This window comes from Nakamurella flava, assembly GCF_005298075.1.
Taxonomy (GTDB): domain Bacteria; phylum Actinomycetota; class Actinomycetes; order Mycobacteriales; family Nakamurellaceae; genus Nakamurella; species Nakamurella flava.
Window position 1 is genome coordinate 1,679,442 of record NZ_SZZH01000001.1, and the last position, 14,371, is coordinate 1,693,812.

Annotated in this window: 11 protein-coding genes and 2 tRNA genes; 3 read left to right on the top strand and 10 right to left on the bottom strand. The window is 72.5% G+C overall.

Features of this window, described 5'->3' with window-relative positions:
- Window positions 1-10: 10 nt before the first annotated feature.
- The 3 genes from FDO65_RS07590 to leuC all read right to left on the bottom strand — a co-directional run bounded on the left by FDO65_RS07590 (window position 11) and on the right by leuC (window position 3,182).
- Window positions 11-730, bottom strand: coding sequence for an HU family DNA-binding protein (locus FDO65_RS07590; RefSeq protein WP_137448735.1), 720 nt, complete (start codon window positions 728-730; stop codon window positions 11-13).
- Between the two features lie 282 nt (window positions 731-1,012).
- The gene (gene leuD / locus FDO65_RS07595) at window positions 1,013-1,600 is read right to left on the bottom strand and encodes a 3-isopropylmalate dehydratase small subunit (protein WP_137448736.1); all 588 of its coding nucleotides are present in this window, start codon (window positions 1,598-1,600) and stop codon (window positions 1,013-1,015) included.
- A 118-nt stretch (window positions 1,601-1,718) separates the two neighbouring features.
- Window positions 1,719-3,182, bottom strand: coding sequence for a 3-isopropylmalate dehydratase large subunit (gene leuC / locus FDO65_RS07600; protein WP_137448737.1), 1,464 nt, complete (start codon window positions 3,180-3,182; stop codon window positions 1,719-1,721).
- Window positions 3,183-3,386: 204 nt separating this feature from the next.
- Between leuC and FDO65_RS07605 the strand changes: the two genes are divergently transcribed.
- Window positions 3,387-4,088, top strand: a complete 702-nt coding sequence (locus tag FDO65_RS07605; protein WP_137448738.1) for an IclR family transcriptional regulator — start codon at window positions 3,387-3,389, stop codon at window positions 4,086-4,088.
- Between the two features lie 149 nt (window positions 4,089-4,237).
- Here the strand turns inward: FDO65_RS07605 and FDO65_RS07610 are convergent.
- Both FDO65_RS07610 and FDO65_RS07615 read right to left on the bottom strand, forming a co-directional pair.
- Window positions 4,238-4,313: transfer RNA gene (locus tag FDO65_RS07610), tRNA-Glu, on the bottom strand.
- 120 nt (window positions 4,314-4,433) lie between these two features.
- Window positions 4,434-4,505 (bottom strand) — tRNA-Gln (locus FDO65_RS07615).
- Window positions 4,506-4,832: 327 nt separating this feature from the next.
- Here FDO65_RS07615 and FDO65_RS07620 point away from each other — a divergent pair.
- Window positions 4,833-6,086: an MSCRAMM family protein gene (locus FDO65_RS07620; protein WP_137448739.1), complete on the top strand. Its 1,254-nt coding sequence runs from the start codon at window positions 4,833-4,835 to the stop codon at window positions 6,084-6,086.
- Window positions 6,083-6,907, top strand: coding sequence for a YceI family protein (locus tag FDO65_RS07625; protein ID WP_137448740.1), 825 nt, complete (start codon window positions 6,083-6,085; stop codon window positions 6,905-6,907). Before FDO65_RS07620 ends, FDO65_RS07625 begins: the two co-directional genes overlap by 4 nt.
- A gap of 43 nt (window positions 6,908-6,950) precedes the next feature.
- Here the strand turns inward: FDO65_RS07625 and gltX are convergent, their stop codons facing one another.
- The 5 genes from gltX to serA all read right to left on the bottom strand — a co-directional run bounded on the left by gltX (window position 6,951) and on the right by serA (window position 14,319).
- The gene (gltX, locus tag FDO65_RS07630) at window positions 6,951-8,516 is read right to left on the bottom strand and encodes a glutamate--tRNA ligase (protein ID WP_137448741.1); all 1,566 of its coding nucleotides are present in this window, start codon (window positions 8,514-8,516) and stop codon (window positions 6,951-6,953) included.
- An 88-nt stretch (window positions 8,517-8,604) separates the two neighbouring features.
- Window positions 8,605-9,384 carry a fumarylacetoacetate hydrolase family protein gene (locus FDO65_RS07635; protein ID WP_137448742.1) on the bottom strand — a complete coding sequence of 260 codons (780 nt, stop codon included), beginning with the start codon at window positions 9,382-9,384 and terminating at the stop codon, window positions 8,605-8,607.
- Between the two features lie 4 nt (window positions 9,385-9,388).
- Entirely contained in the window at window positions 9,389-11,197 is a 1,809-nt protein-coding gene (gene cimA / locus FDO65_RS07640; protein ID WP_137448743.1) for a citramalate synthase, read from the bottom strand.
- 181 nt (window positions 11,198-11,378) lie between these two features.
- Window positions 11,379-12,401: a 3-isopropylmalate dehydrogenase gene (locus FDO65_RS07645; RefSeq protein WP_137448744.1), complete on the bottom strand. Its 1,023-nt coding sequence runs from the start codon at window positions 12,399-12,401 to the stop codon at window positions 11,379-11,381.
- A gap of 316 nt (window positions 12,402-12,717) precedes the next feature.
- Window positions 12,718-14,319 carry a phosphoglycerate dehydrogenase gene (serA, locus tag FDO65_RS07650; RefSeq protein ID WP_137448745.1) on the bottom strand — a complete coding sequence of 534 codons (1,602 nt, stop codon included), beginning with the start codon at window positions 14,317-14,319 and terminating at the stop codon, window positions 12,718-12,720.
- Between the last annotated feature and the right edge of the window lie 52 nt (window positions 14,320-14,371).

The following is a 14,371-nucleotide window of genomic DNA, read 5'->3' on the forward strand; positions in this document are numbered from 1 at the left end:
GGCCGCCCGACTACTTGGCGGCGGCGGCCCGGGTCCGCCGGGCGGCCGGCTTGGCGGCCGTGGTGGACGGGGCCGCCGTCTTGGTGGCGCGCGGCGCCTTGGCCGCAGCGGCGCCGTTGGACGCCGCCGCGGTCGCCTTGGTCGCCCGGGTGCGGGTCGTGGTCGGCGCGGCCGGCGCCGCGTCCGCGGTCGCCTTGGTCGCCCGGGCCCGCGTCGTCTTCGGAGCAGCGGCCGCAGCGGTGCTCGTCTTGGCCGCAGCGGTACCGGACGCCGCCCGGGAACGCGTGGTGGTCTTGGCCGGAGCGGCTGCCTTGGTGGCCGTGGTCTTCGCGGCCGGGGTGGTCTTGGTGGCCCGGGCGGCCTTGGCCTCGGCCGCGGCTTCCGCGGCGGCCTTCGCGGCCGCGGCGGCGGCCCGCGCGCTCAGCGGCTGACCGGTCGCCTTCGGCAGCTTGACGGTGCCGGAGATGATGTCCTTGAAGTACTTTCCGGGCCGGAACGCCGGCACGGTGGTCTTCTTGACCTTCACCGACTCGCCGGTGCGCGGGTTGCGCGCGGTGCGAGCGGCGCGGGCGCGCTTCTCGAACACGCCGAATCCGGAGATCGACACGCTCTTGCCTCGCTGCACCTCTCGCTGGACGAGGTCGATGAAGCCTTCGACCGCCACCTGAGCGGTCTTCTTGTCGCCGTCCAACCGCTCAGCGAGCTGGTTGATCAGGTCGGTCTTGTTCACGGTGCCCCTCCCGGCGTCGCGCGGCCCGCGGCAGTGCTGGGGCCGATGGCGCACACGCTAAACCCGCAACCGGCCGCAGCGCCAGCGTGGCGCGCACAGAACCGACTGTCGGGTAACGCTTCTCGTCGCCCCCGTCACCGGATCGGGGAGTGCCTGCCGGAGCTCCGAACGGCCCGGGCGAGCCGGACGGAGGGGCCAGATCCGTTGTCAGATAACGGTTCTCGGTGAGCTAAATCGGTCCCGACGGCCATTTGTTGGTGGCCGCCGGGACCCGAGAACCGGTCAGCGCGTGGTGGGGGTGAAGGCCGGGCGAGCGGCCTCGAAACGCTCGATCTCGTCGGCATGTCGCAGGGTCAGGGAGATGTCGTCCCAGCCCTCGAGCAGCCGCCACCGGGTGTAGGGGTCGATCGAGAACGGCACGGTCAGCGCCTTGCCCGACACCGTCTGCTTGACCAGGTCGACGGTCAGCTCGGTGCCCGGCTCGTTCTCCAGGAGCTTCCAGATGAGCTCGACGTCATCCTGGGCGACCTCTGCCGCCAGCAGGCCGCCCTTCCCGGAATTGCCCCGGAAGATGTCGGCGAAGCGGGACGAGATGACGACGCGGAAGCCGTAGTTCATCAGGGCCCAGACCGCGTGCTCCCGCGAGGATCCGGTGCCGAAGTCGGGTCCGGCCACGAGCACCGAGCCCGACGAGAACGCCGGCTGGTTCAGGACGAAGGTCGGGTCGTTGCGCCAAGCGGCGAACAGGCCGTCCTCGAAGCCGGACCGGGTGATCCGCTTGAGGTAGACGGCCGGGATGATCTGGTCGGTGTCGACGTTGCTGCGGCGCAACGGGACTCCGACGCCGGTGTGCGTGGTGAAGGCTTCCATCGGGATTCTCCGGGAGGTGGGGCCGCCCCGCGTCGTACGACGGGCGGGGCGGGAGGACTGGCGGGTGCGGGCGGTTCTTCGGGAACCACCCGCCCGCGGGGACGAAGGGCCGGGTGGATCAGGAAGCGCCGACGAGGTCGCCGGCGGGCTCCAGATCGGCCGGGGAGGAAAGGGTTCCGCGCACCGCGGTGGCCGCGGCCACCAGTGGGGACACCAGATGGGTCCGTCCGCCCTTGCCCTGCCGGCCCTCGAAGTTGCGGTTCGAGGTGGATGCGCTGCGCTCCCCCGGAGCCAGCTGGTCGGGATTCATCCCCAGACACATCGAGCAGCCCGCCATCCGCCACTCGGCCCCGAAATCGGTGAAGACCCGATCCAGCCCCTCGGCCTCGGCCTGCGCCTTGACCCGCATCGAGCCGGGAACCACCATCATGCGGACGTTCTCGGCGACCCGCCGGCCACGGATGACGTCCGCCGCCGCGCGCAGGTCCTCGATGCGCCCGTTCGTGCAGGAACCGAGAAAGACGGTGTCGACCCGGATCTCCCGCAGCGGCGTGTTCGCCTCCAGGCCCATGTACTCCAGCGCGCGCGAGGCGGCCAGCTTCTCGTTCTCGTCGGTGATGTCGGCCGGATCCGGCACCCGGTCCCCGAGCGGCACACCCTGTCCCGGGTTCGTGCCCCAGGTGACGAACGGAGTGAGCTCGTCGGCGTTCAGGACGACCTCGGCGTCGAAGACGGCGTCCTCGTCGGTGACGAGGGTCTTCCAATACTCGACGGCGGCGTCCCAGTCCGCCCCCTTCGGAGCGTGTTCCCGGCCCTGCACGTAGGCGAAGGTCGTCTCGTCCGGCGCGATCATGCCGGCCCGGGCACCCGCCTCGATCGACATGTTGCAGATGGTCATCCGGCCTTCCATCGACAGCGCCCGGATGGCCTCGCCGCGGTACTCGAGCACGTAGCCCTGGCCGCCGCCGGTGCCGATCTTGGCGATGACGGCCAGGATGATGTCCTTGCTCGTCACCCCGGGGGCCAGCTCACCCTCGACGGTGATGGCCATCGTCTTGAACGGCTTGAGCGGCAGCGTCTGGGTGGCCATGACGTGCTCGACCTCGCTGGTGCCGATGCCGAAGGCCAGGGCACCGAACGCACCGTGCGTGGAGGTGTGGGAGTCGCCGCAGACGATCGTCATGCCCGGCTGGGTGAGCCCGGTCTGCGGGCCGACGACGTGCACGATGCCCTGCTCCCGGTCGCCCATGGGGAACAGCCGGACGCCGAACTCCTCGCAATTCTTGCGCAGGGTCTCCACCTGCAGCCGGGAGACCGGATCGGCGATGAACAGGTTGGTCGAACGGCCGCTCGGGCCGCCGGCACCGGACTCGGGGAACAGGGTGGGGACGTTGTGGTCCTCGGTCGCCACGGTCAGGTCCGGGCGGCGGATCTGGCGGCCGGCCAAGCGCAGGCCGTCGAAAGCCTGCGGGCTGGTCACCTCGTGGACGAGGTGCAGATCGATGTAGAGCAGGTCCGGTTCGTTCTCGGCCGAGTGCACGACGTGTGCCTCCCAGACCTTCTCGGCCAGTGTCTTGCCCATGTGCCGGACCTCCTGCTGCGTCGCTGCGAGGTGTTGTCGCCTCGGTGCCGTCCCGTCGTGAGGGCCACCACGGGTCGCGATGCCGGCGGGCCGTATCGGCGGACGGCGGGCCGGCGGACGATCCCCGCCCTGCGAAGGGCCCGTCGCCGACCCGGGATGGGTCTGGACTGGCAGTCTCAGCATTCGGGAATCTAGTATCGCTGTATGGGACAGCTTAGCGGCATCGGCGTGCTCGACAAAGCGGTCGAGGTGCTCCGGGCGACCAGCACCACACCGCTGGGTCTGGCCGACCTCTGCACGACCACCGGGCTGCCCCGGGCGACCGCCCACCGCCTCGCCGTGGGTCTGGAGACCCACGGCCTGCTGGCGCGGGACTCGGCCGGCCGCTGGTGCCCCGGCCCGTACCTCGCCACCCTGGCGGCCAAGGCCCCGGACCCGCTCGTCGAGGCCTCCGGCGAGGTCCTTCCCCGGCTGCGCGACCGTACGGGCGAGAGCGTCCAGCTGTACCGGCCGGACGGCCGTCAGCGCGTCTGCATCGCCGTCGCCGAACCGGTGTCCGGCCTGCGCGACACCGTCCCGTTGGGGGCGCGGCTGCCGATGACCGCCGGCTCCGGGGCCAAGGTGCTCGCCGCCTGGGCCGAACCTGCCCTGATGCGGGCCCTGCTCAGCGATGCGGAGTTCACCGAACGATCACTGGCCGAGGTCCGCCGACGGGGGTGGGCCCAGTCGGTGGCCGAGCGGGAGGCCGGCGTCGCCTCGGTGTCGGCGCCGGTCCGGGACCGGCGGGGAGCCGTCATCGCCGCCGTCTCGGTGTCCGGACCCGTCGAGCGCATCGGACGCCGCCCGGGTGCCCGCTGGGCGGGCGATCTCATCGAGGCGGCCGAGGCGCTGACCCACCGGTTGTGAGGTCTGCCCGCCAGCCGGCAACGGCAGCCCCCAGTGATGAGCAACGCGCGTGTGCGGGGGACGATGTCGGGGCATGACGAAGTCCGGAAAGGACCAGGTGGGGATACAACACAGCGCCCCATTCCCGAGCTGGGAATGGGGCGCTGCCGTGGTAGCCCCGAAGGGATTCGAACCCTCGCTACCGCCGTGAGAGGGCGGCGTCCTAGGCCGCTAGACGACGGGGCCCTAAGACTGGAACAACGACCGATCAACTGGGCTGACCTGCGGTGTTCCGGTGGACGATGTTACACGATCTGCTGGTCTGTTCCGAATCGGACAGCTGCGGTGACCGGTCTCCTCGTTCCGCTGGGGTACTAGGACTCGAACCTAGAATGACGGAATCAGAATCCGTAGTGTTGCCAATTACACCATACCCCAAGGTGACTCACCGTGACCGTCGGTCTCGGGCGCCGGTGGAGTACTTTACCGGTCGCACCGCCGGGAACGAAATCGGCAGCTCAGGGCCGTGATCCGTGCCCCGGGCCGGCACCGGAGGCGCGTCCGCCCGCCCCTAACGACCACCCGCTGCGCGGCCCGCGACGTCGGTGCCAGACTGGCGGCATCCCGGTTCAGCGTCCGGCACCGGACCCGTCCCGTCGACGGCCGTCCGACCGGACCGACCGGGTGGACACGGATGGTCCGATGGCCACCGTGTCCGGATGCAGGCAGGAGCGGGCACGGCGCCCGCCGAGTGTGGGAGGTCCGGTGGCCCCGTCCACGTCACACAACCGTCCCGGGTCCGACGAGACACCGGCCGCGCCGGTGTCCTGGTGGCGCCGGTTGCTCTTCGGGCCGGGACAGCCCGATGCGGTGCCGGCCGCGGTCCAGGCGCCCGAGGAGGATCCGCCGCTCGGCGTACCCGATTCCGTCCTGGACCCGGACGGCGTTCGCGGCGAGGTCGACGGCGACCGGTCCGGCCAGTGGTACGAGGCCGACGTGACCGTCCCGTCCTCGCCGGACGGCGACCCCGAATCCGCCGCTGGAACGCCGGCGGCCACCGACCACGCCGAGGCCGCCCCGCCCGCGTCCGACGACGCGCCGCCGGTCGACTCCACCGACCCGGTGTCCGGCGTACGCCGGCTCAGCAACCAGGCCGTGCTGGCCGGAGGGGTGACCGCCGGCCCGGACAGCCCCGTCGCCGGGGCCGTGCTGGTCGTGCTCGACCCGACCGGCACCGAGGTCACGCGCGGCCGCAGCGACGAGAACGGTCGCTACCAGCTCACCCTGCCGACCGGGGGCAACTACCTGGTGGCGGTCAACACCGAGGGCCATCGGCCGAGCATCGCGTCGGTCACCGTCGCCGCCGACCGGGTCGACCGTGACTTCACCCTGTCGGCGATCAGCGCCCTGGGCGGGGTGGTCCGCGCCGCGGACGGCACCGGTTGTCCCGACGCGTCGGTCACGCTCATCGACGCCGGCGGCGACGTGGTCGCCGTGGCCCGGACCGGTCCGGACGGCGGCTACGAACTGAGCGACCTCTACCCGGGCGAGTACACCCTCACGGCCATCGTCCCGGACGCCGGAACGACCGCCCGGCCGGTCCAACTGGCCGGATCGGCCCGGGTGACGGTCGACGTCGACCTGCCGGCCACCGGCACCGTCCTGGGCGTCGTGACCCGGCAGGGCAGCGACGAACCCATCGCCGACGCGCAGGTCGCCGTCCTGGACGCGGCCGGTCTGCCCGCCGCCTCCGCGGTCACCGGGGACGACGGCGCGTTCCGCATCGACGATCTGCCGTCCGGCACGTACACGGTGGTAGCGAGCGGCTACGCCCCCACCGCCCGTCCGGTGCGGGTGCAGGCCGGTCCGGGCGAGATGGTCGACCTGTCCATCGGGCACCAGGCCGACACCACGGCCCTGCCCCGCGGGCGCCACGCCCGCACCGACACCGCGTCCACCACCGACGGGGACGGCTCCGCGACGGACGCCGCCCAGCAGAGCCCGGTGGGGTCCCGGTGACCCCCGCCGCGACCCTGCGCGCCCAGGTCACCGGGGCGCAGGGCTGGCCGCTGGCCGGGCTGGCCGTCACCGTCCTGGGACCCGACGGGTCCAGTCGGGGACGCGGCCACACCGACGACGAGGGCCGGCTGACGATCGCCCTGACCGACGGCGCCGGACCGGTCACCCTGGTGCTGGCCGGCGCCGGGCTGGCCCCGGTCGCCCGCAGCCTCGCCCTGCCCGCATCCGGGGGCGATCTGGACGCCGGGATCATCGCGCTCCCGGACGCCGGCGGCCGGCGCGAGGCCGGCCGCGGCCGGTGGGTCCTGGATCCGGATCACACCATCATCAAGGCCACCGCCCGGCACCTCGGGTTCTCCCGCATCGAGGGGCGTTTCACCGAGTTCGAGGGCGTCATCGAGATCGCCGATCCCATCGAGGGTTCGTCGGTGACCGTGTTGATCGCCACGGCCAGCCTGACCACCGGCAGCGCGATGCGCGACGGCCACCTGACGTCGGCCGACTTCCTGGACGTCGAACGGTTCCCGGCCTTGACGTTCCGCAGCACCACCGTCCGCGACCTCTCCGGCGCGGGTGAGAAGCTGGCCATCGACGGCGATCTCACCATCCGGGACATCACCCGCCCCGTCACCCTGGACACCACCCGGGCGGGGACCGGACCGGACCCGTGGGGCGGCACCCGAACGGCGTTCACGGCGACGACCACGCTCAACCGGCGGGACTTCGAGATGGACTGGAACATGGGCATTCCCGGCGGCCTGCTGCTGCTCGGGCCCACCCTGACCATCGACCTGGACGTCCAGGCGGTCCTGCAGACGTGATCGGTGGGCCGGCGGGCCACGGGTCCGCCGGCCCACCGTCGTCTCACGGGGCCGGGATCGCCGCCAGCGCCGCCCGCAGCCGGTGGACGGACTGGTCCCGCCCGAGCAGTTCCATCGATTCGTACAGCGGCGGGGACACCGTGCGGCCGCTGACGGCCACCCGCACCGGCGCGAACGCCAACCGCGGCTTGAGTCCCAACTCGTCGATGAGCGCCGCCTTGAGCGCCGCCTCCAGCGCCGGTGCGGCGAACTCCGCCACCCCGTCGATCGCATCCAGGGTGGCCTGCAGCACGGGCGCGGCCGCCGGCTTGAGCGTCTTGGCCGCCGCCGCCTCGTCCACCACGAAGTCCGCCGGGTCGACCAGCAGGAAGTCGAGCATGGACGCGGCCTCGGACAGCAGGTTCGACCGTTCCTGCACGAGGGGGGCGGCCGCGACCACCAGGGCCCGCTGCTCGGCGCTCGGATCGGCCGGCAGCCGCCCGGAGGCGACGAGATGGTCGGTCAGCCGCCGGGCGAAGTCGTCGGCCGCCAGCTGCCGGATGTGGGCGCCGTTGATGGCGACCGCCTTGGCCCGATCGAACCGCGCCGGGTTGCCGGAGATCCGGGTCCCGTCGAACGCGGCCGCGAGATCGGCCGCGCCGAAGATGTCGCGGTGCACCAGCTCGCCGGTCTCCGGATCGGTGGTGGCCGGCAGCGACCAGCCGAGCAGGGCCAGGTAGTTGACCATGCCCTCGGGCAGGAACCCGTCCTCGCGGTACTGGAACAGGTTGGACTGCGGATCCCGCTTGGACAGCTTGCGGTTGCCCTCGCCGGTGACGAACGGCAGGTGCCCGAACTGCGGGACCGCACTCGCCCGGCCGATGGCGATCAACGCCTCGTAGAGCGCGATCTGCCGCGGGGTGGACGGCAGCAGATCCTCGCCGCGCAGGACGTGGGTGATCCCCATCAGCGCGTCGTCCACCGGGTTCACCAGCGTGTACAGCGGCTCGCCGTTACCCCGCACCAGCACCGGGTCGGGAACCGTACCGGCCGGGAAGGTGATGGGGCCACGGACCAGGTCGTCGAAGGAGATGTCCCGGTCGGGCATCCGCAGGCGGTACACCGGGGAGCGGCCGGCGGCCCGGGCGGCGGCGATCAACTCGGCGTCCGGGGTGCGGTCGTAGTTGTCGTAGCCGAGCTTGGGGTCGCGCCCGGCGGCGACGTGCCGGGCGACCGCGTCCTCCGCCGTGGACCACGATTCGTACAGGTGGCCCGCGGCGATCAGCTCGGCCGCCACCTCGCGGTAGGTCCCGCCGCGCTGCGACTGCCGGTAGGGCTCGTGCGGCCCGCCGACCAACGGCCCCTCGTCCCAGTCGAGCCCCAGCCACCGCATCGCGTCGATGATCGCGGCGTACGACTCCTCGGAGTCCCGGGCGGCGTCGGTGTCCTCGATGCGGAACACCAGGGCCCCGCCGTGGTGACGGGCGAACGCCCAGTTGAACAACGCCGTCCGGGCCAACCCCACGTGCGGGGTACCGGTCGGCGATGGGCAGAACCGGACCCGTACATCGGAACCGGTGGCGGGAGCGGTCGGGTGCAGGGGCGCGGCAGTGGCGGGAGCGTCAGTCATGGCACCGCTCATGCTAGAAGGGCGGGGGCCGATCGGTCGCCGTCCGGCCCCGATCGCTCCCCCGCCCTGCCCAGCGCTGGACCGGTACCTACCGGTCGACGACCGGGTTGCTGAGCGTTCCGATGCCCTCGACGGTGACCGACACCGTCTGACCGGCCTCCATCGGGCCGACCCCGGCCGGGGTGCCGGTGAGGATGACGTCGCCCGGCAGCAGCGTCATGATCCCGGAGACGAACTCGATGATCTCGCCGATGCCGAAGACCATGTCCGAGGTGCGGCCGTCCTGCTTCACCTCGCCGTCCAGCTCGGTGCGGACACCGACGTCGGACGGGTCGAACTCGGTCTCGATCCACGGCCCCAGCGGACAGAACGTGTCGTACCCCTTGCCCCGGGTGAACTGCACGTCCGCCTTCTGCTGGTCGCGCGCGGTCACGTCGTTGGCGACGGTGTAGCCGAGGATCACCGAGGCCGCGTCGTCGGCGCGCACGTCCCGGCAGGGTCGCCCGATGATCGCGGCCAGTTCACCCTCGTAATCGACCCGCTGCGACGAGGCCGGCCGGGCGATCGGCACGTCCGGGCCGATCACCGACGTCGACGGCTTGAGGAAGATGATCGGCGACGTCGGCACGTCGTTGCCCATCTCGGCGGCGTGGTCGGCGTAGTTGCGGCCGATCGCCACCACCTTCGACGGCAGGATCGGGGCCAGTACCCGGACGTCGGCCAGCGGCCAGCGCCGGCCGGTGAACTCGGGGGCGCCGAACGGATGATCGGCGATCTCCCGGACGGTCACCCGGCTCAGATCGCCCAGGGGTCCGTCCACCGCGACGAAGGCCACTCCGTCCGGGGTCGCCACGCGGCCCAACCGCATCAGCTCACCTGCTTCCTGCTCGGGCCCCGGCCAGCGGGGCGTCCTGATGACCACTCACGTTCCCGGTACCCGCGGCACCGGTTTCCGCACCGGCGTCGCCGCCCGGCAGCGCATACAGCAGGGCGTCGACCAGCGCCTGCCAGGATGCCTCCACCACGTTGGCGTGCACGCCCACGGTGGTCCATTCCTTCGGACCCGACGGGCCCTGATCCGCGCTCGTGACGAGCACCCGGGTGATGGAGTCGGTGCCGGCGTTCCCGGCGAGGATACGGACCTTGTAGTCGGTCAGCTCCACGTCGTCGAGTTCGGGGAACTGCTCGACGACCGCGGCCCGCAGGGCCGAGTCCAGGGCGTTGACCGGACCGTTGCCCTCCGCGGTCGCGATGATCCGCCGGCCACCCACGTGCACCTTGACGGTGGCCTCGGAGTTGACGACCGGCGGCTCCGACGGGCCGGCGGCGAACAGGTCGCTCTCGACGATGACCCGGTAGGACTCCAGCCGGAACGGACGCCCCCCGGCCGACGGGGCCTGCCCGGTGCCGCGCTGCAGTTCGTCGCGGATCAGCAGCTCGAACGAGGCGTCGGCGGCCTCGTAGGACCAGCCGGCCGCCTCCCGGCGCTTGACCTCGTCGACGATCCGCCCGACCACGGCCGGCCGTTCGGTGAGGTCGATGCCGAGCTCGCGGGCCTTGAGCTCGACCGAGGCGCGTCCGGCCATCTCGGTGATGAGGATGTGCTGCGCGTTGCCGACCCGGGTCGGGTCCAGGTGGTTGTACAGCTCGGGGTCGACCTTGATCGCCGAGGCGTGCAGGCCGGCCTTGTGGCTGAACGCCGACGCCCCCACGTAGGCCTGGTGGGTGTCCGGGGCGATGTTGGCGAGCTCGGCGATGGCGTGGCTGACCCGCAGCATGTCGGCCAGTCCACCCTCGGGCAGCACCGGCCGGTCGAGCTTGGTGACGAGGTTCCCCACGACGGCGAACAGATCCGCGTTGCCGGCCCGCTCTCCGTACCCGTTGGCGGTGCACTGGACGTGGGTGGCCCCGGCCTCGACGGCGGCGACGGTGTTGGCGACCGCACAGCCGGTGTCGTCCTGGCAGTGGATCCCGAGCCGCAGACCGGTGCGTTCGCCGACCTCGGCGACGATCCTGCCCAGGCCCATCGGCAGCATCCCGCCGTTGGTGTCGCAGAGCACGATGACGTCGGCCCCGGCGTCGGCCGCCGCGGCGGCCACCCGGACCCCGTAGTCCCGGTCGGCGTGGTACCCGTCGAAGAAGTGCTCGCAGTCCAGGAACACCCGGCGGCCGTGGTCGGTCAGGTACCGCACGGTGTCGGCGACCATGGCGAGGTTCTCCTCGCGGGTGGTGCGCAGGGCCCGCTCGACGTGCCGGACGTCGGACTTGGCCACCAGGGTCACGACCGGGGCACCGGAATCGAGCAGGGCCCGGACCTGGGGATCGTCCTGGACCCGGACCCCGGCCTTGCGGGTGGCCCCGAAGGCCACCAACTGGGCCGACCGCAGGTCGAGTTCCCCGCCGCGGAGCGCGCGGGCGAAGAACTCGGTGTCCTTGGGCATTGCGCCCGGCCAGCCACCCTCGATGAACCCGACGCCGAGCTCGTCGAGCAGGGTGGCGACGGCCAGCTTGTCGGCGACCGAGTAGCTGATGCCCTCCCGCTGGGCGCCGTCGCGCAGGGTGGTGTCGAAGACGTGGAAGGCATCGCCCAGCGGGGACGGACGGCTGATCGCCGACCGCACCACGGCGGGGATCGGCGACGACAGGTCGGCGGCAGGCGGGCGCGAACCGGGGTCGGTCATGACGGGGTCAACTCCTGGACAGGCGGCGGGGGTGGTCGCACCCACACCGGCCGGCCGGGCGCGCGCCGCCGTCCAGTATCCCGCCACCGGGCCTTGGCCCGCGCCACGAGCATCTCGGAACCCGTGACAGCACGACGCCCGCCCCGCGCCGGAGCGCGGGACGGGCGTCGGGGAACTGCGGTCAGCTGGAGGCCAGCGCGGCCAGCCGGTCGCCGATGGCCGTGGTCCGGGAGACCGAACCGGACTGGCGGGTGGCCAGGTCGAACGCGACCGCGGCCTCGACCCGACGGGCCGCTTCCGGCAGGCCCTGGTGGTCGAGCAGCAGCGCGATGGACAGCACGGTGGCCGTCGGGTCGGCAGTCCCGGTTCCGGCGATGTCCGGGGCGGAACCGTGCACCGGCTCGAACATGCTCGGGTTGGTGCGGGAGACGTCGAGGTTGCCGGACGCGGCCAGGCCGATACCACCGGAGACGGCGGCGGCCAGGTCGGTGAAGATGTCGCCGAACAGGTTGTCGGTGACGACCACGTCGAACCGGGCCGGGTCGGTGACCAGGTAGATCATCGCTGCGTCGATGTGGCAGTAGGCCACGGTGACGTCCAGGTACTCCATGGAGACCTCCTCCACGACCCGGCTCCACAACTGCCCGGCGTGGGTGAGGACGTTGGTCTTGTGGACCAGCGTCAGGTGCTTGCGGGGCCGGCGGGCGGCGCGCTCGAAGGCGTCCCGCACGACCCGCTCGACCCCGAAGTAGGTGTTGAGCGACACCTCGGTGGCGATCTCGTGCGGGGTGTCCTTGCGCAGCAGACCGCCGTTGCCGGCGTACGGGCCCTCGGTGCCCTCCCGCAGCACGACCAGGTCGACGGCCTTGTCGCCGGCCAGCGGCCCGGCGACCCCGGGGTACAGGCGGGCGGGACGCAGATTTACGTGGTGGTCGAGTTCGAACCGCAGCCGCAGCAGCAGACCGCGCTCGAGGATGCCGGACGGCACCGTCGGGTCGCCGACCGCACCGAGCAGGATCGCGTCGTGCTCGCGCAGTTCACGGAGCACGGAGTCCGGCAGCAGCTCACCGGTCCGGTGCCAGCGCGCCGCACCGAGGTCGTACTCGGTGAACTCGGCGGTCGGGACGACGCCCTGAAGGACCTTGAGCCCCTCCCGGACGACCTCGGGCCCGATGCCGTCACCCGGGATGACCGCGAGCTTCATGGGAGAACCTTTCTGGCCGACGACCCGCGCACGTGCGCGGCCGGCGGAACACCTGTGTCGTCGCGGTCGGACCCTGGTCGGGTCGCGTTCCCGCAGTGGGACGGTCGGGATGCAACTGGTCTGCGAAGAGTGGTGCGATGGCGGCCGAATCCGGCCCCCGCCCCGGACCCCCCGGAGGGGTGATCGCCCGCCGGATGCCGGCTCAGATTACCTGGCCGGGGGTACGGAGTCCCGCGAACGGCGCATCGTGTCACCCGATCGGCGGCACGAAGGAGTGACGCAGCTCGCAGCGCCGCGAAGATCGCCGCCGGCCGGCTCAGCCGGCGGGGATCGCCCGGATCGCGTTGGCGTCCACCGCCGCCGCGATCCCGTCCAGCAGGTCGGACGACGGCGGGCCGTCGACCCGCAGGACCATGATCGCCGCGCGGCCGGTCAGCTCCTGGGAGATCTGCGCGGCCTCGATGTTGACGGCGGCCTCGCCCAGCAGCGAGCCGACCTTGCCCATGACGCCCGGGCGGTCGGCGTAGGCCAGGACGACGAGGTTGCCCTCGGCCCGGATGTCGAAGTGCCGGCCGTTGACCTCCACCAGCTTGGCCACCTGGCGCGGCCCGGACAGCGTGCCGGTGACGGTGCGGGACGACCCGTCGGCCATCGCGGCCCGCAGCCGGACGACCGACCGGTAGTCGCCGATCTCCTCGGTCGAGGTCCCGGACAGGGTGAGCCCGTGCTCGGCGGCCAGGGTCGGGGCGTTGACGAAGGTGACCGCCTCGGTGATGACGCCGGCGAACACCCCGCGGACGGCGGCGAGCTGCAGGATCGTGGTGTCTTGCGCGGCGAGATCGCCGCGGACCTCGACGACGAGCTCCTTCGGCACTGCCCCGGCCACCCCGGTGAGGATGGTGCCCAGCCGGGTCACCAGCGGCAGCCAGGGGCGCAGCTCATCGGAGACCGGACCGGCCGCCTGCACGTTGACCGCGTCGGGGACGAAATCCCCGCGCAGGGCCAGCCGCACGGAGCGGGCCACCGCGGTGCCCGCCTTGTCCTGGGCCTCCGTGGTGGAGGCGCCGAGGTGCGGGGTGAGCACGGTGTTCGGGGCGGAGCGCAGCGGGTTGTCGGCACCGAGCGGCTCGGTGGCGTAGACGTCGATACCGGCACCGCCGACCCGGCCCTCGGTCAACGCGTCGGCCAGGGCCTGCTCGTCGATGAGACCGCCGCGGGCGGCGTTGACGATGAGCACCCCCGGCTTGACCAGCTTGAGCTCCTCCGCGCCGATCAGCCCGAGGGTCTCCGGGGTGCGGGGCAGGTGGATGGAGATGGCGTCGGCCTCGGCCAGCAGGGTGTGCAGGTCGACCAGGCGGACCCCGAGCGCGGCGGCCCGCGCCGGCTGCAGGTACGGGTCGTAGGCGATGACGTCGGTGCCGAAGGCGGCGATGCGGGCCGCGAACAGCTGACCGATCCGGCCCAGCCCGACGACGCCGACGGTCTTGTCGGCCAGCTCCACGCCGGTGAACTTGTTGCGCTTCCACTCCCCCGCGCGCACCGAGGCGTCGGCGGCCGGGATGCGGCGGGCGACGGCCAGCAGCAGGGCCAGCGCGTGCTCGGCGGCGGTGATGATGTTGGACTGCGGGGCGTTGACGACCAGCACGCCGCGGGCGGTGGCCGCGGGGACGTCCACGTTGTCCAGGCCGATGCCGGCCCGGGCGACGACCTTGAGCTGGGGGGCGGCGGCCAACGCCTCGGCGTCGATCTGGGTGGCCGAACGGATCAGGACGGCGTCTGCGTCGGCCAGAGCCGGCAGCAACGCGGACCGGTCGGCGCCATCCACCTGCCGGATCTCGAACTCGGTACCGAGGGCCTCGAGGGCCGACGGGGCGAGTTGCTCGGCGAGCAGCACGATGGGCTGAGGCACGGTGGTCATCTCCGTCTGGTCGATCTGTCCGCGGCGTGGTCGTCCCGACCGATCGACTTTC

What these genes read in the sequence shown, in the direction of transcription:
- leuD (WP_137448736.1), bottom strand. Translation starts at nt 1,600, where the DNA reads ATGGAAGCCTTCACCACGCACACCGGCGTCGGAGTCCCGTTGCGCCGC.
- leuC (WP_137448737.1), bottom strand. Translation starts at nt 3,182, where the DNA reads ATGGGCAAGACACTGGCCGAGAAGGTCTGGGAGGCACACGTCGTGCAC.
- FDO65_RS07605 (WP_137448738.1), top strand. Translation starts at nt 3,387, where the DNA reads ATGGGACAGCTTAGCGGCATCGGCGTGCTCGACAAAGCGGTCGAGGTG.
- gltX (WP_137448741.1), bottom strand. Translation starts at nt 8,516, where the DNA reads ATGACTGACGCTCCCGCCACTGCCGCGCCCCTGCACCCGACCGCTCCC.
- FDO65_RS07635 (WP_137448742.1), bottom strand. Translation starts at nt 9,384, where the DNA reads ATGCGGTTGGGCCGCGTGGCGACCCCGGACGGAGTGGCCTTCGTCGCG.
- cimA (WP_137448743.1), bottom strand. Translation starts at nt 11,197, where the DNA reads ATGACCGACCCCGGTTCGCGCCCGCCTGCCGCCGACCTGTCGTCGCCG.
- FDO65_RS07645 (WP_137448744.1), bottom strand. Translation starts at nt 12,401, where the DNA reads ATGAAGCTCGCGGTCATCCCGGGTGACGGCATCGGGCCCGAGGTCGTC.
- serA (WP_137448745.1), bottom strand. Translation starts at nt 14,319, where the DNA reads ATGACCACCGTGCCTCAGCCCATCGTGCTGCTCGCCGAGCAACTCGCC.